We start from the raw sequence: 14015 nt of genomic DNA, 5'->3' as shown, positions 1-14015 counted from the left end.
CAAACGGCTTTAGCCCGCATTAGCCGCCGAGTGTGAAACCCGTCACGAAGCGCGTGCTTGCCCGTGCCGCGCGCCGAACGCGCGGACCCCGATGCTGCATCGCGCCATTGACTCATTACTTCGAGTCGCACGACTTTCGTTGTTCGTCGAAAAAGGCGCGCACGTGCTCCGGCAGTTCCGCACCCAGAAACTCGACGCCAGCGGGTTCCGGATCCGGGCTAAAAACTTTGTCCGGGGTCGGAATCTTCGGTGGTTTGGCATCCATGATCTTTCTCCTTTACAAACCGATTATCTGCCTCGGTCCCCGTTTTGCACCAGCAGCTGATGCAGCTCACGGGTTGTTTGTTGCTTTAACGGCACACGCCAACATTTGAACAGAGTGTTTGAATAAAATTTATCGATTGCCTTACGGATGTTCGGTTTTTCTCGCATCCCCTCAAACCAGTCCGATACTTTTCTTCCGGTCCCTGTCAGCCTTGTCGCACGGGCATTTCGCCGCGGCGCTTCTCATGCTTCGCGCATCACGACTTCAACGCAGTTGATATGAACAAACCGCGCCTATTTTGTGCGCTGCCGCATCAGCAGGATTTTCTTGTTAAGTGGCCGAACGTTCGTTAATTACCGGTGCGTTGGTCTGCTCATTCAACCGCCTAATCTTTTTGTAAACGATCGATTCTCCGATTTCGTTGACGCCCGGCTGGCCGCTTTTAAGGTTTTTTGCAAAATTTATAGAGGCTTCACGCGCTCAAGCAGTGGCCGCAGATAAACGGCCGTGCGGCTATCCTTCGTGCGCGCGACTTCGGACGGCGTGCCGCTCGCGACGATCGTGCCGCCAGCGTCGCCCGCGCCGGGCCCGACGTCGATCACCCAATCGCTTTGCGCGGCCACCCGCATATCGTGTTCGACGACCACGACGGTGTTGCCCGCGTCCACGAGTCCCTGTAACTGCACCATCAAACGGTCGACGTCGGCGGGATGCAGGCCGGTGGTCGGCTCGTCGAGGATGTACAGCGTGTCGCCGCGTTGCGTGCGTTGCAATTCGGTGGCGAGCTTGATGCGCTGGGCCTCGCCGCCGGACAGTTCGGTGGCGGGTTGGCCGAGCCGCAAATAGCCCAGACCGATGTCGCGCAGCACGCTCAGCGCGCGCATCACGCCGGGTTCGTCGGCGAAGAACGTGCAGGCGGTGTCGACGGTCAGGTCGAGCACCTCGGCGATGGTTTTATCGCGCCAGGTGACGTCCAGCGTCTGCGTGTTGTAGCGCGTGCCGTGACAGGTCGAGCAAGGCGCATAGACGCTCGGCAGAAACAGCAATTCGACGCTGACGAAGCCTTCGCCCTCGCAAGTCGGGCAGCGGCCCTGGGCGACGTTGAACGAGAAGCGGCCCGCGTTGTAGCGGCGTTTGCGCGCCAACGGCGTGTCGGCGAACAGCTTGCGCACATGGTCGAACAGACCCGTATAAGTGGCGAGATTCGAGCGCGGCGTGCGGCCAATCGGTTTCTGATCGACGCGCACGAGCCGCCGCAACGCGTCCATGCCGTCGGCGATATGGCCGCCGGTCGGTAGCGCGGCGTCGGCTAGCAAGGGGTCGAGTTCATCGTCGTCCGTGCTTTCGATGACCCGCCCGAGGTGGCTCGCGACGAGTTCGGGCAGCGCCTGGCTCACCAGACTCGACTTGCCGGAACCCGATACGCCCGTGACGGCCGTCAGGCAGCCGAGCGGAAACGCCACGTTCAAGCCATGCAGATTGTTGCGCGTGATGCCGGCGAGCTTTAGCCAGCCCGAGGTCTCGCGTGGCGTGCGATCGACGGGCGAGGGCGGCGCGAACAGATGCCGGCGTGTCTGCGACGCGTCGATCTTCGCGAGCCCCGCGGGCGGTCCGCTGTACACCACGTGGCCGCCCGCTTCACCCGCCGCGGGACCGACGTCGACCAACCAGTCCGCGCGCCGCATCATCTGCAAATCATGTTCGACGACGAATAGCGAATTGCCCGCCGCCTTCAGCGATTGCAGGGCAGTGAAGAGCGCTTCGCCGTCGGCGGGATGCAGGCCGGCCGAGGGTTCGTCGAGCACATACACCACGCCGAATAGTTGCGACGACAACTGCGTCGCCAGCCGCAAGCGCTGCAGTTCGCCGGATGACAGGGTCGGCGTGCTGCGCTCCAGCGCGAGGTAACCGAGTCCGAGGTCGATCAGCGTCGTCAGCCGTTCCAGTAGTTCGGCGGCAATACGCTGCGCGGCGACGCGTTTTTCTTCGGACAGGTTCGGCGTGCGCCGCACGTCACGGGAAATTTTGTGCGCCGAGCCGCCGGCGGCGACTCTTTTGTCGATGGCGTCGCGCATCGCATGCTCACTGAGTACCGCGCCTTTGCCTTTGCCTTTTCCCGCGCTCCCGGCCGCGTCAGGCTCCGGCCATTCGCCGCGAGCGATCGGCTTGAGCATCGCCGCCAGCCCCGCTAGCGGCAACTGCGAAAACTCGCCGATATCGAGCCCGGCGAACTTCACCGACAACGCTTCCTTTTTAAGCCGTTTGCCTTGGCAAGCCGGACACACGCTGCCGATCATGTACTGCGACACGCGCTTTTTCATCAGCGCGCTTTGGGTGTTCGCGAAGGTGTGCAGCACGTAGCGGCGCGCGCCGGTGAACGTGCCCTGGTAGCTCGGCTCGTCCTTGCGTTTGAGGGCGGCGCGGGTTTCCTTCGGCGTGAGGCCGGCGTAGACAGGCGCTGTCGGTTGCTCGTCGGTGAACAGAATCCAGTCGCGGTCCTGCTTCGGTAGATCACGCCATGGCGTGTCGACGTCGTAGCCGAGCGTCACCAGAATGTCGCGCAGATTCTGTCCGTGCCACGCCGGCGGCCACGCAGCGATCGCGCGCTCGCGGATGGTCAGCGAGTCGTCCGGCACCATCGACTTCTCGGTGACCTCGTACACGCGGCCAAGTCCGTGGCAGCTTGGGCAGGCGCCTTGCACCGTGTTCGGCGAGAAGTCCTCGGCGAACAGCATCGGCTGTTTCGGCGGGTAGTCGCCGGTGCGCGAGTACAGCATGCGCACGAGGCTCGACAAGGTGGTCACGCTGCCCACCGACGAACGCGCGCTCGGTGTGCCGCGCTGCTGCTGTAACGCGACCGCGGGCGGCAGCCCTTCGATCGCGTCCACTTCGGGCACGCCGACCTGGTCGATCAGCCGCCGCGCATACGGAGCGACCGATTCGAAGTAGCGGCGCTGCGCCTCCGCGTACAACGTGCCGAAGGCCAGCGACGACTTGCCTGAGCCCGATACGCCGGTGAACACGACGAGCGCATCGCGGGGAATGTCGACGTCGATGTTCTTCAGGTTGTGTTCGCGTGCGCCGCGCACCCGGACGAAGCCAGTGGGCGCGGGCGTCCTGGAGGATGTCGCGGGCGAGCGTGGCGGTTTGCGGATGGCGTCCATGGGGATGAATAGCGGGTTGGTGCGATGACTGCGGTTGCGGGCGGTGAACGCTGGCGAGTTCGCACGGGCCGTGCCCGGCGCCTCGACGACCGACAGCGTAGCCGATACCCGCCGGAAAGCAGAAATTCACGCCGCTGTTGTGGACGGCGGCGCGCTCATCCTTTTGCGCCAGATTCGCGTCGCCGGATGACAACCCGTCGCATGGGTGGGCGCGCCGCCTATCATGGATTGAATGAATCGCATGGATGGCGCTTTCGCGTGCGGTCGCGAACGGACGCGGCTTCGCGAGCGCGGAAGATGGCTGTTCTACCTCACAAGGAGTCCGCCGTGGAAAACGCTGTGTACTGGAAGGGACGTCAGGTCGGCATCGAGTGCGCGGGCCGGATTTCGTGGTTCACGTCGGCGCCGCGCGAGGCAGTGGTTGCGTACGGGACGCAGCCAAGCGAGCCGGTCAGTGCCGAGCAGTCGATGCTGGCTCGCAATCTCGTCACGACCGCGTCCTACGGATAGCGAGCGGCACGCGACGTTCCGGCGTTTTTGAAGCGATCGATCCTGTTGGTCGATGCCGGGGTTCGCCTGTTCGGCAGCGTAGCGCCGCCGAGCCGCTTTCGGCATGCAAGCGCAAAAACGGTGAGCGGGGGTGCCGCTCACCGTAGTCGTCATCCCCGGCGCCTATCGGCACGCAGGAGATGGTCGCCCGCAGGCGAAAGCGAAATTCGCCATCAGGACGGCAGATAGTTGATGAAGTAAAGCTGGCCCTTGCTCTGACCGCATTGGAACAACGCCACGTTGCCGGCATTGATGACGCCGGACATTTGCCCACTCAAGTCGCCGCTTGCCGCGCCGACCTGCTGCTGTCCTTTCCAGAAGCTCGTCGACGCCGTGTTCTGCGACAGCAGCACGACTTGCCCCGGATTGGTCTGCGACTGGTAAATCAATTGCGGCGTGCCGGCGTTGCTGAGCATCAGCGGTGCGGACGTGGTGATCGGCGAGTCGGGCACGGTGAGGTTCACCCAGGTTCCGTTGGAATACGAACCGCTCGAATACATCAACGGGTTGGCCGATACACCGGATTGGCTGTTGAAGCCGGAGAACACCGAGTACGACGTGCCCGGATTGAACGCGGCCGCCGTGCCGAGTGTGAATTGCGGCGTGACGCTCGGGAGCGTACCGACCAGGGCCGGCGAACTCCAGCCGTCGCGGCCACCGCCCTGATATTGGGTCATCTGATAGATCTGGTTATTCGTGCCGATGGCGACTGCCTGCAGCGCGCCGGTATTCGTGTTCAGGAAAACCTGGAACGAGGCGCCGACGAGGAAGGTGCTGCCGAGTACCGACCAGTTGCTCCAGGTCGGGTTCGTTCCGACACTCGTCTGATAGGTGTGCCACATGTTGCCGTTGCTGTCGAGCATGAATGCCTCGAGCCGGTTGTTGCTGTTGACGGTCATCACCGGAGCACCCGACCAGCTGACACCCGACGGCGTGCCGCCGGCAAAATTGCTGAAGCCGGTTTGCGTGCCCTGGAACGGATTGACGTAGTTGATTTCGACCACGTTGCCTTGCATGAGCCCGAGCACGCCGAGCGTTCCGTTCGGCGAAATTGCCGACGCCGGGCTGTTCGTCAGTTGGCCGCCCAGTTGCATCCAGCTACCGGTTGTCGGCGACGTCACGGTACACATGCCCAACGTGTTGTCCGTATTTCGCGTGAAGGCATAGAGGCTTCCGCCGTAGTAGACGGGCGCCGCGATGCCGCGAAACGCGCCGCCTAGAGACGTCCAGGTCGAACTGGCTGCCGGAACCATAGCTTCGAGGTTTTTTGTGTGAAGTTCGCCGACGGTGGTCATGGGATTCGATCCTTAAGTTGGTCAGGAGAACGGTGTGGCCCGAGACGTTTGCGCGTGGACGCCAGTCGGAATGCCGGCGGCCGGCGCGTGCTGCTGGTCCATCGACCTAGCGAGGATCGGCGGCTGCCTGCAAGCAACACTGCGTGGATCGCCCTTATTGGTTTAATGAAAGGGCGCCGGACCAGCTAGAGCGAGACGCGTGCCAGGCGGCCGAAGACCCATGAATCAACGGCGCGACGAAAAAAGCGGTGGATGAATGGGCGTTCCCGTCCGTTGCTTCGGCGGGTAATGGACGAGATCGTCCATTGATCGATGGCGCTTGAGCGAGTGTGGAAACGCGTGCTGAAACGAGCGCCGAAAAGCAAAAAGCCCAGTCACGAGGACTGGGCTTTTTGCTTGAATCTTGATGGTGCCGGAAAGAGGAATCGAACCCCCGACCTTCGCATTACGAATGCGCTGCTCTACCGTCTGAGCTATTCCGGCATCAGGAGAAACGAGATTATAGGGACTTCTTTACGGGCTTGGCAAGCCCCTACGCTCATTTTTTTGCTTCGAGATGGTAGCGCGTGACCCGGTCGACCTCGTTCTTCGAACCGAGGAACACCGCCACGCGTTCGTGCAGGCTCTTCGGCTGGATGTCCAGAATGCGTTTCTCGCCGTTTGTCGCGGCTCCGCCGGCCTGTTCGACGATGAACGCCATCGGGTTCGCTTCGTACATCAGACGCAGCTTGCCTGGCTTGTCCGGCGTACGCTTGTCGGCCGGATACATGAAGATGCCGCCGCGATTCAGGATACGGTGCACGTCCGCCACCATCGACGCGATCCAGCGCATGTTGAAGTCGCTCTGGCGCGGACCGTCCTTGCCGTCTTTCAATTCGCCGATGTACTGCTCGACCGGTGCGTACCAGTGGCGTTCGTTCGACGCGTTGATCGCGAATTCACGGGTTTCGACCGGAATGCGCATATCGCTTTGCGTGAGGACCCACGAACCGAGTTCGCGGTCGAGCGTGAAGCAGTTCACGCCGTTACCGGTGGTCAGCACCAGCACGGTTTGCGGGCCGTACACCGCATAGCCCGCGGCGACCTGCTGCGTGCCCGGTTGCAGGAACGATTGTTCGGTGGGCTGCTGGCCGTCCGGGCAGCGCAGCACCGAAAAGATCGTGCCGATCGACACGTTGACGTCGATATTCGACGAGCCGTCGAGCGGATCGAACACCAGCAGGTATTCGCCCTTCGGATAGTTGGCCGGGATCGGGAAGAACTGTTCCATTTCCTCGGACGCCATGCCGGCCAGGTTGCCGCCCCATTCGTTCGCCTCGAGCAGGATCTCGTTCGACAGAATGTCGAGCTTCTTCTGCACTTCGCCCTGCACGTTTTCGCTGCCCGCGGTGCCGAGCGCATCGCCCAGCGCGCCTTTGCTGACGTGGTAACTGATCGCCTTGCACGCGCGCGCGACGACTTCGATCAAAAGGCGCAGGTCGGCCGGCAGGTTATTGGTCTCGCGCTGCTGCTCGATCAGGTACTTCGTGAGAGTGGTACGACGTTGCAAAGCCATTGCTGTACTCCGGGAAGGCTTGAGGAATATCTCGATTTTAACCGTTCGTTGTGTCCGCTCCGTGCTTTTGACGAGCATCGCGCCGCTCAGTGCCGCCACACGCCGCGCGCGGTGTGGCGAGAGTCAGGCCGCGCGCTGTGCCCGGCCGTCTTCGACGCTGCTGCGCAAGCTGGTGGCCAGCGCCGCTGCGCGGGCGTGTTCGGCGGTGATTTTTGGCATTTTCGGCCGGTCCGCCTTGGGCATGGGTTCGATTTCGCGTTCGATCTGCTCGCCGGCGGCCGCGGCGGCGACGCGCAGGTCGTAGGCGATTTGCAGATTGAGCCAGAACTGCGCGCTCGCGCCGAAGTAGCGCTCGAGGCGCAGCGCCGTGTCGGCCGAGATCGCGCGCTTGCCGCGGACGACGTCGTTGATGCGTGGCGCCGGCACCCGCAGCGCAAGCGCGAGCGCATTGACGGACATGCCGAGCGGTTCGAGGAACTCGCCGCGCAGAATCTCGCCGGGATGGATTTCCGGCATGCTCTCGCCGGTATCGATGTCTGAGAAATCGATGCGGTCCAGATCGGAGCGTTTGATGACCATGCTGGCCTCCCAATAATCAGTGATAGTCGACGATCTCGACATTCAGCGCGTGCTCGCCGACAAAACCAAAACAGACGCGCCATTGCGCATTGATACGGATGCTCCATTGCCCGTTGCGCTCGCCTTGCAACGCTTCGAGCCGGTTGCCGGGCGGCGCGCGCAGCGTGTGGATGGAGTGGGCGGCGTCGATCATGAGCAGTTTGCGCCGTGCGAGAGTCTGCATTGGAAGCGGCAGTGATCGCACGAACTCGCCCTGAAAAATTCTTGCGGTAGCTTTGTCTTTGAATGTCGTGATCATGGGATGATATAACGTCAAGCGTTAAACGTAAACCGTTAAAAGAGTACGTTTACTTTCACCCTATCGGCGCGATTCGAACAGTCGGCCAGATGGCTAACGCTGAGCATTGCGCGCGTGGCCGCCTCGTCCGGCGCAAGACGAATTCAGAACAAACTCAGGACGAAAAAAAGCCGGCAACGCGTGCCGGCTTCTCAAGACAAAAAACAGCGCTCAGGCGGGCATCACGCCAATGCTTTCTCCACGATTTCGCGCACGTCGCGCGACTTCACCTGCGCGGCCACTTTTTCCAGAGCGGCGCGCATGCCGTCGCGCAGCGTCGGCGTGAAGCGGCGCCACAATTCGAGCGAACGGGCGAGGCGGGCGGCCACCTGCGGATTGATGGCGTCGAGCGCGATCACCTGCTCGGCCCAGAACGCATAACCCGAGCCGTCTTCGGCATGGAACTGCGCCGGGTTTGCCGCGCAGAAGCTGAAAATCAGCGAGCGTGCACGGTTCGGGTTCTTCAGGTTGAACGCGGGGTGCGCCATCAGCTTGCGCACCACGTCGATCACCGGACGCTGCGCGCTGCCGCGCTGCACGGCTTGCAAGGCAAACCATTTGTCGATCACGAGCGGCTCTTTCTCGAAGCGCCGGTAGAAGTCGTCCAGCGCGCGCTGCGCGTCGGCGCTGCCGCCGTTCGCCGCTGCCGAACTGAGCAGCGCCGACAGCGCCGCCGCGCGGTCGGTCATGTTGTTGGCGGCCTCATATTGTGCGGTCGCGAGCCGCACGGCGTCGGCCGGATCGTCCAGTTCGGCGAGATACGAGAGCGCAAGATTCTTCAACGCGCGATGACCCGAAGCCTCGGGCGTCGCTTCGTACGCACCCGGCGTGCGATGTTGCTCGACCACCTTGAGCCAGTCGCTCTTCAGCGCATTGGCGAGACGCTTGCGCACGAACTGGCGCGCGGCATGTACGGCGGCCGGATTCGACTCCGCCATCTGCTCGGCCAGATACGCCTCGGACGGCAGCATCAACGCCAGTTCGCGGAACGAAGGCGAAAGCGTTTCGTCGGTCAGCACGCGAGCGAACGCGGCGACCACCGAGTCGTCGAGTTGCAGCGGCACGCCGGTCGCGGCACGCGCGGTGAGCGTCAGCAACTCGCGGGTGGCGAGGCGTTGACCCGCCTCCCAGCGGTTGAACGGATCGCTGTCGTGCGCGAGCAGGAACGCCAGCTGGTCCGCCGAGTAGTCATATTCGACGATCACCGGCGCCGAGAAATTGCGCAGCAGCGACGGCAACGGTTCTTGCGCCACGTTGACGAACGTGAAAGTCTGTTCGGTCTGCGTGAATTCCAGCACGCGCGTGGTGTTGCCCGATGCCTGCGCCTCGCCTTCCAGCTGCAGCGGCAGATCCTTACCGTCGTTGCCGATCAGGCCGATCGCGAACGGAATCAGCAGCGGCCCCTTTTGCGTCTCGCGCGCAGCCGAGGCGGCCTCGCCGTAGCCTTGCGTGAGTGTCACGCTATAGCGCTGCTGGGCGGCGTCGTAAAGGGTGCGCACCGACACGCGCGGCGTGCCGGCCTGGCTGTACCAGCGTTCGAACTGCGCCAGATCGCGACCGTTCGCGTCGGCGAGCGCGTGACGGAAGTCGTCGCAGGTCACGGCCTGACCGTCGTGACGTTTGAAGTACAGGTCCATGCCCTTGCGGAAGCCGTCGCGGCCGAACAGCGTCTGATACATCCGCACGACTTCCGAGCCTTTCTCGTAGACCGTCATCGTGTAGAAGTTGTTGATCTCGACGTAGCTTTCCGGACGCACCGGGTGCGCCATCGGGCCCGCGTCTTCGGCGAACTGCATCTGGCGCAGCACGCGTACGTCTTCGATGCGCTTGGTGGCGCGCGCGGCTTCGTCGGTCGCGCCGCCGGCCATGTCGGCCGAGAACTCCTGATCGCGGAACACGGTCAGGCCTTCCTTCAGGCTCAGCTGGAACCAGTCGCGACAGGTCACGCGGTTGCCGGTCCAGTTGTGGAAGTATTCGTGGCCGACGACGGCCTCGATGTTCGCGAAGTCGGTGTCGGTGGCCGTTTCGGGATTCGCCAGCACGTACTTCGTGTTGAAGATGTTGAGGCCTTTGTTTTCCATCGCGCCCATGTTGAAGTCGCTCACCGCGACGATCATGAAGCGGTCCAGATCGAGTTCGAGCCCGAAGCGTTCCTCGTCCCAGCGGATCGAGTTGATCAGCGAATCCATTGCGTGACGGGTCTTGTCGAGGTCGTGCGGCTCGACCCAGACCTGCAGCAGTTTTTCCTTGCCCGAGCCGCTCTTCACGCGTTCTTCGAGCGCCACCAGCTTGCCGGCCACCAGCGCGAACAGATAGCTCGGCTTGCGGAACGGATCTTCCCAGCGCGCGAAGTGGCGGCCGTCCGGCAGATCGCCTTCTTCGAGCAGGTTGCCGTTCGACAGCAGCACCGGATAATCGGTCTTGTTTGCGCGCAGCGTTACCGTGTAGGTCGCCATCACGTCGGGGCGGTCGAGGAAGTAGGTGATACGGCGAAAGCCCTCGGCCTCGCACTGCGTGAAGAAGTTGCCGCCCGACACGTAGAGGCCCGACAGCGTGGTGTTCTCAGCCGGATTGCAGACGCTGGTGAGCGTGAGTTCGAAGTCGTCCGGTACATGGTCGAGCAGCAGGCCGTGTTCATGTGCATGCACGTTGCCGAACGGCTTGCCGTCGATCGCGGCGCTGACGAACTCGAGCTGCTCGCCCATCAACGCGAGCTGCGTGGCGTGCGACGCGTCCGGATTGCGGCGCACCCGCATGGTGTTTTTCACGACCGTGCGTTCGGGGACGAGATCGAATTCGAGTACGACGGTGTCGATCAGGAAAGCGGGCGGCGCGTAATCGGCGCGGCGGATCACATTGGGCGTAGCGGTATCGGCCATGGCGTTCTGTAGGATGGGAACTCGAGTCGGCAAGCTCGCTTCTGGCGTGCGAGCCGGGCTTGTCGAGCCATTGTACAAAGCCTCGCGCATTCGTGCGGCGCGAACTTTTTACCGAATCGCCTGGTCAGCGTATTATCGGGCGCCGACGCGGAACGCAGCCCGCGCGTCGGCGCATCCGTTCATGACGGGCGATAACGGGCAACACCGAGCTTCACGAGGTAGACCATGACAATCAATCGATGGACCCGCCGCGCCACGCTGCTGCTAGCGTCGCTGGCGGCGCTGCTGTCCGGCTGCACGACTTACGTGACCACCCAGGTCACGGCCTTCTCCGACTGGAGCGGCAACGACGCGACCCGCACCTATGCGTTCACGCGGGCGGCGGATCAGCAAAACAATCTGGAACTGAGCACTTACGAGCGCGTGGTGGCCAACGAACTGGCCACGCACGCGTTCCGCCAGGTCGACGCCGCGCAGGCGCGCTATCTGGTCGGGCTCTCGTATGGGATTCGCTCGGACATGGTGACGGTCGCCGAGCCGGTGTACTACAACCCGTGGCCCGCGCCTTACTGGGGGCGGCCATTCGATCCGTGGGGCCCTTGGGGTCCGTATGGACCGTTTCCGACGGCGTATGTGAACCAGAGCTATCCGATCTTCACGCATCTGCTCGGCGTGCGGATCACCGAGCGCGCGACCGGCAAGGAAGTCTATAACGTGACCGCGCGCAACTCGGGCGCCGAGTCTTCGCTGGTGAGGGCCATGCCGTATCTGGCGCGCAGCGCGCTGGCCGACTTCCCGCTGGGCAACGGCATCGTGCATACCGTCAAGATTCCGCTGGACAAGAACGGCGCGGTATCGAATGAAATGGCCGCGACGGGCGCCGCTCCCGCCGCGATGCCGGCGCCGGCTTCAGCGCCGAAGGTCGTGCAGTAATTGATAAGCGGGCGCGCCGGGAGGCGTGCGCGGGATGACGCACTGCGGCAATCCAGATGGAAAAAACGAAACGGCCCGGCAGGCATCACCTGCCGGGCCGTTTCGTTTTTACCGCACGTGAACTTCGCTTCGCGCGTCTTGCGCTTTAAGGCGGGGTGCCGCCTGAAGTTCGAAAATTCGCCAAATGAAACAGATATTAAGAAAGTTAAATGAAAGTATTGGGGCGTAAGGATATCGTCGCGCGCATCGCTACCGACGGCCGAGCCCGGTGGGGGCAGGGCATGCGGGCGAAGCGTCGCGCGGGAAAGTGCCGCCGGAGCGGCTTGAGGCGCATTTGACGATCCGTCGTGCAGGCGATACGGATACAGATGGATACGTCTTTTGTGGCTGATTTAATCCACAATATTCAGTATGATTCGGCGACCATACGGGGGCTCGGGGCAATTTGTCACACTAATTGTCAACGGTGCCTAAATAAATGGGGCTTGGTGCCGTTAATTTGCTGAACCCTATATAAGAAGACTGGATCTGGATTGACTCCCGGCTGGAGATTGCCGGTCCGCGCGGCGCCCGCACGCTGTGACGGCTGCGTATTCCGTCAGGCGCTTCAGCCTCTCCTCGCATCAACGCGCGAACACCGATATGCCCGATCTGCACTGGACCATTCCGGTCGCTCGCTGGTCTAGCTGGCCTGCTGCCGCATCTGCCGCACCCGACATCGGCTTTATCGAGCCGATCGTACGGCGTCGTCTCAGCACTCTGTCGCGAGTCGCGCTGAAGGTTGCGCACGAGTGCGTTGCGCAGGAGCCGGCGCGGGTCGTGTTCGCGTCGCGTCACGGCGAACTGCGCCGTACCACCGACATCCTGCGCGCCATCAGTGCGGGCGAGCCGGTGTCGCCGACCGCATTCAGCCTGTCGGTGCTCAATGCCATGACCGGCGTGTTCGGCATCGCGCGCGGCGATCGTTCCGCCGCCAGCGCGATTTCGGCCGGCGCCGAAACGCTCGGCTACGCGCTGCTGGAAGCGCACGCGCAATATGCGGCGCAGCCTGGCGCGCCGGTGCTGCTGGTGTATGCCGACGAACCTGCCGATCCGGCCTACGGCACGATCGAAGACGAAGTGCCGGGCGGCGCGCTGGCGATTCTGCTGGACGACGACACGGCAACAGGACGACTGACGTGCCGGTTGTCCGGCGGTGAGGGCGTGGGTAGGGCTAATGCGCCTGACAACGCACACGCGCCAGACCGCGCAGACAGTCTGGCAGTCGACGCAAACCAGACTGCCGCCGAGACCCGTTTCGCGACGCAAAGCCAGGCCTTGCTGCACTGTCTGGAAACCGGCAACCCGGGCGCCTGGCATCACGCCGACGCCACCTGGCACTGGAGCTGGCATGACCTCGCGGCTTGATTACGGCTGGCGTCTCTGTGCGACGGGCATGGCCTTCGTGGTGTTCGGCGTGTGCGGCACCCTGTTTTCGGTGCTGGTGTTTCCGCTTGCATGGCTGTGGCCGCATCGTGCGTCCCGCCAATTCGCGGTGACGAGCGTGATCCACTGGTTTTTTCGCGCGCTGGTCGCGGCGCTGCAGCGCATCGGCGTGATGGAGCTCGACGTGTCGAACGTCGCGGCGTTGCGCGCGGGCGGCCCGGCGATCGTGGTCGCGAATCACCCCACTTATCTCGACGTGATGGTGCTGTTGTCGCTCACACCGCACGCCTGTTGCGTGGTGAAAAACGCGCACTGGAGCAACCCGTGTTTCTGGGGCATCGTGCGTTCGGCGGAATACGTCAGCAACGCCGATCCCTCGGCACTGGTCGAGGCCGGCGCGCGGCAACTGGCGGCCGGCTACACGATGATCATTTTCCCGGAAGGCACGCGCAGTCCGGCGCCGAACCGCCTGCATGCGTTTTCGCGCGGTTTCGCGCACATGGCCCTGAAGGTCGGCGCGCCGATCGTGCCGGTGCTGATGGACTGCGATCCGCCCGCTTTCACCAAGCAGATGCGCTGGTACGACGTGCCGGCGCGCGCATTCCGGATGCGCGTGAACGTTCTCGAGCCGCTCGACGTCGAGCAGCTCGCGGCGCACGACGCGACACCGGCCCTTGCGGCGCGCAGCGTGACGAGCGCCATCGAAGCACACATTACTCAGCACCTGTTCGATTATGGATTCTTTAAAACTGGAAATTAAACAGCTTCTGATCGAGGCTCTCGATCTGGAAGACCTGAGCCCCGCCGATATCGACGACGACGCCCCGTTGTTCGATACCGACGGCATCGGTCTCGACTCGATCGATGCGCTCGAAATCGGCATCGTGCTGCGCAAACAATACCAACTGACCATCGCAGCGAACGACGAACGCACGCGCGAACACTTCCGTTCGATCAGCACACTGGCCGCGCTCGTCGCGAGCCAGCGCGAAGCGGCGGACGCTGTGAATGAAACCACCAGAAAAGGGGAATAA

The 14015-nt window shown here is 63.2% G+C and carries 12 protein-coding genes and 1 tRNA gene; 5 read left to right on the top strand and 8 right to left on the bottom strand.

The features are described 5' to 3' along the window. Positions 1–115: 115 nt before the first annotated feature. Complete coding sequence (locus B0G83_RS38615; RefSeq protein ID WP_028200145.1) at positions 116–265, bottom strand: hypothetical protein; 150 nt, start codon at positions 263–265, stop codon at positions 116–118. 461 nt (positions 266–726) lie between these two features. Continuing rightward, positions 727–3429: an excinuclease ABC subunit UvrA gene (locus tag B0G83_RS14080; RefSeq protein ID WP_105507997.1), complete on the bottom strand. Its 2703-nt coding sequence runs from the start codon at positions 3427–3429 to the stop codon at positions 727–729. A gap of 327 nt (positions 3430–3756) precedes the next feature. On the opposite strand from B0G83_RS14080, the gene B0G83_RS14075 reads away from it, so the two are divergent. After that, positions 3757–3939, top strand: a complete 183-nt coding sequence (locus tag B0G83_RS14075; RefSeq protein WP_105507996.1) for a hypothetical protein — start codon at positions 3757–3759, stop codon at positions 3937–3939. A 212-nt stretch (positions 3940–4151) separates the two neighbouring features. On the opposite strand, the gene B0G83_RS14070 is transcribed toward B0G83_RS14075, so the two are convergent. The 6 genes from B0G83_RS14070 to pepN form a co-directional block, all read right to left on the bottom strand. Beyond that, positions 4152–5273 carry a hypothetical protein gene (locus tag B0G83_RS14070; RefSeq protein WP_105507995.1) on the bottom strand — a complete coding sequence of 374 codons (1122 nt, stop codon included), beginning with the start codon at positions 5271–5273 and terminating at the stop codon, positions 4152–4154. Positions 5274–5680: 407 nt separating this feature from the next. After that, positions 5681–5756: transfer RNA gene (locus B0G83_RS14065), tRNA-Thr, on the bottom strand. A 55-nt stretch (positions 5757–5811) separates the two neighbouring features. After that, positions 5812–6828, bottom strand: coding sequence for a class 1 fructose-bisphosphatase (locus B0G83_RS14060; RefSeq protein ID WP_035547733.1), 1017 nt, complete (start codon positions 6826–6828; stop codon positions 5812–5814). A gap of 123 nt (positions 6829–6951) precedes the next feature. Further along, on the bottom strand, positions 6952–7407 hold the full coding sequence (locus tag B0G83_RS14055) for a HigA family addiction module antitoxin (protein WP_105507994.1): 456 nt from the start codon (positions 7405–7407) through the stop codon (positions 6952–6954). Positions 7408–7423: 16 nt separating this feature from the next. Continuing rightward, positions 7424–7705: a type II toxin-antitoxin system RelE/ParE family toxin gene (locus B0G83_RS14050; RefSeq protein WP_105507993.1), complete on the bottom strand. Its 282-nt coding sequence runs from the start codon at positions 7703–7705 to the stop codon at positions 7424–7426. Positions 7706–7926: 221 nt separating this feature from the next. Then, a complete protein-coding gene (pepN, locus tag B0G83_RS14045; protein ID WP_105507992.1) occupies positions 7927–10623 on the bottom strand; it encodes an aminopeptidase N in 2697 nt (898 codons plus the stop codon). A gap of 225 nt (positions 10624–10848) precedes the next feature. On the opposite strand from pepN, the gene B0G83_RS14035 reads away from it, so the two are divergent. The 4 genes from B0G83_RS14035 to B0G83_RS14020 all read left to right on the top strand — a co-directional run bounded on the left by B0G83_RS14035 (position 10849) and on the right by B0G83_RS14020 (position 14015). Continuing rightward, positions 10849–11556 (top strand): DUF4136 domain-containing protein, encoded by a 708-nt coding sequence (locus B0G83_RS14035; protein ID WP_105507990.1) that lies wholly within the window; start codon positions 10849–10851, stop codon positions 11554–11556. A gap of 642 nt (positions 11557–12198) precedes the next feature. Then, a complete protein-coding gene (locus tag B0G83_RS14030; RefSeq protein ID WP_105508116.1) occupies positions 12199–12963 on the top strand; it encodes a beta-ketoacyl synthase chain length factor in 765 nt (254 codons plus the stop codon). Further along, positions 12947–13741 carry a 1-acyl-sn-glycerol-3-phosphate acyltransferase gene (locus B0G83_RS14025; protein WP_105507989.1) on the top strand — a complete coding sequence of 265 codons (795 nt, stop codon included), beginning with the start codon at positions 12947–12949 and terminating at the stop codon, positions 13739–13741. The genes B0G83_RS14030 and B0G83_RS14025 overlap by 17 nt, the downstream gene beginning before the upstream one ends. After that, on the top strand, positions 13716–14015 hold the full coding sequence (locus B0G83_RS14020; protein WP_105507988.1) for a phosphopantetheine-binding protein: 300 nt from the start codon (positions 13716–13718) through the stop codon (positions 14013–14015). The genes B0G83_RS14025 and B0G83_RS14020 overlap by 26 nt, the downstream gene beginning before the upstream one ends.

Source organism: Paraburkholderia sp. BL21I4N1 (assembly GCF_002973525.1).
Lineage (GTDB): Bacteria > Pseudomonadota > Gammaproteobacteria > Burkholderiales > Burkholderiaceae > Paraburkholderia.
This window is presented reverse-complemented; position numbering and strand designations above follow the sequence as displayed.

What these genes read in the sequence shown, in the direction of transcription:
- B0G83_RS38615 (WP_028200145.1), bottom strand. Translation starts at nt 265, where the DNA reads ATGGATGCCAAACCACCGAAGATTCCGACCCCGGACAAAGTTTTTAGC.
- B0G83_RS14080 (WP_105507997.1), bottom strand. Translation starts at nt 3,429, where the DNA reads ATGGACGCCATCCGCAAACCGCCACGCTCGCCCGCGACATCCTCCAGG.
- B0G83_RS14070 (WP_105507995.1), bottom strand. Translation starts at nt 5,273, where the DNA reads ATGACCACCGTCGGCGAACTTCACACAAAAAACCTCGAAGCTATGGTT.
- B0G83_RS14060 (WP_035547733.1), bottom strand. Translation starts at nt 6,828, where the DNA reads ATGGCTTTGCAACGTCGTACCACTCTCACGAAGTACCTGATCGAGCAG.
- B0G83_RS14055 (WP_105507994.1), bottom strand. Translation starts at nt 7,407, where the DNA reads ATGGTCATCAAACGCTCCGATCTGGACCGCATCGATTTCTCAGACATC.
- B0G83_RS14050 (WP_105507993.1), bottom strand. Translation starts at nt 7,705, where the DNA reads ATGATCACGACATTCAAAGACAAAGCTACCGCAAGAATTTTTCAGGGC.
- pepN (WP_105507992.1), bottom strand. Translation starts at nt 10,623, where the DNA reads ATGGCCGATACCGCTACGCCCAATGTGATCCGCCGCGCCGATTACGCG.
- B0G83_RS14035 (WP_105507990.1), top strand. Translation starts at nt 10,849, where the DNA reads ATGACAATCAATCGATGGACCCGCCGCGCCACGCTGCTGCTAGCGTCG.
- B0G83_RS14030 (WP_105508116.1), top strand. Translation starts at nt 12,199, where the DNA reads ATGCCCGATCTGCACTGGACCATTCCGGTCGCTCGCTGGTCTAGCTGG.
- B0G83_RS14025 (WP_105507989.1), top strand. Translation starts at nt 12,947, where the DNA reads ATGACCTCGCGGCTTGATTACGGCTGGCGTCTCTGTGCGACGGGCATG.
- B0G83_RS14020 (WP_105507988.1), top strand. Translation starts at nt 13,716, where the DNA reads ATGGATTCTTTAAAACTGGAAATTAAACAGCTTCTGATCGAGGCTCTC.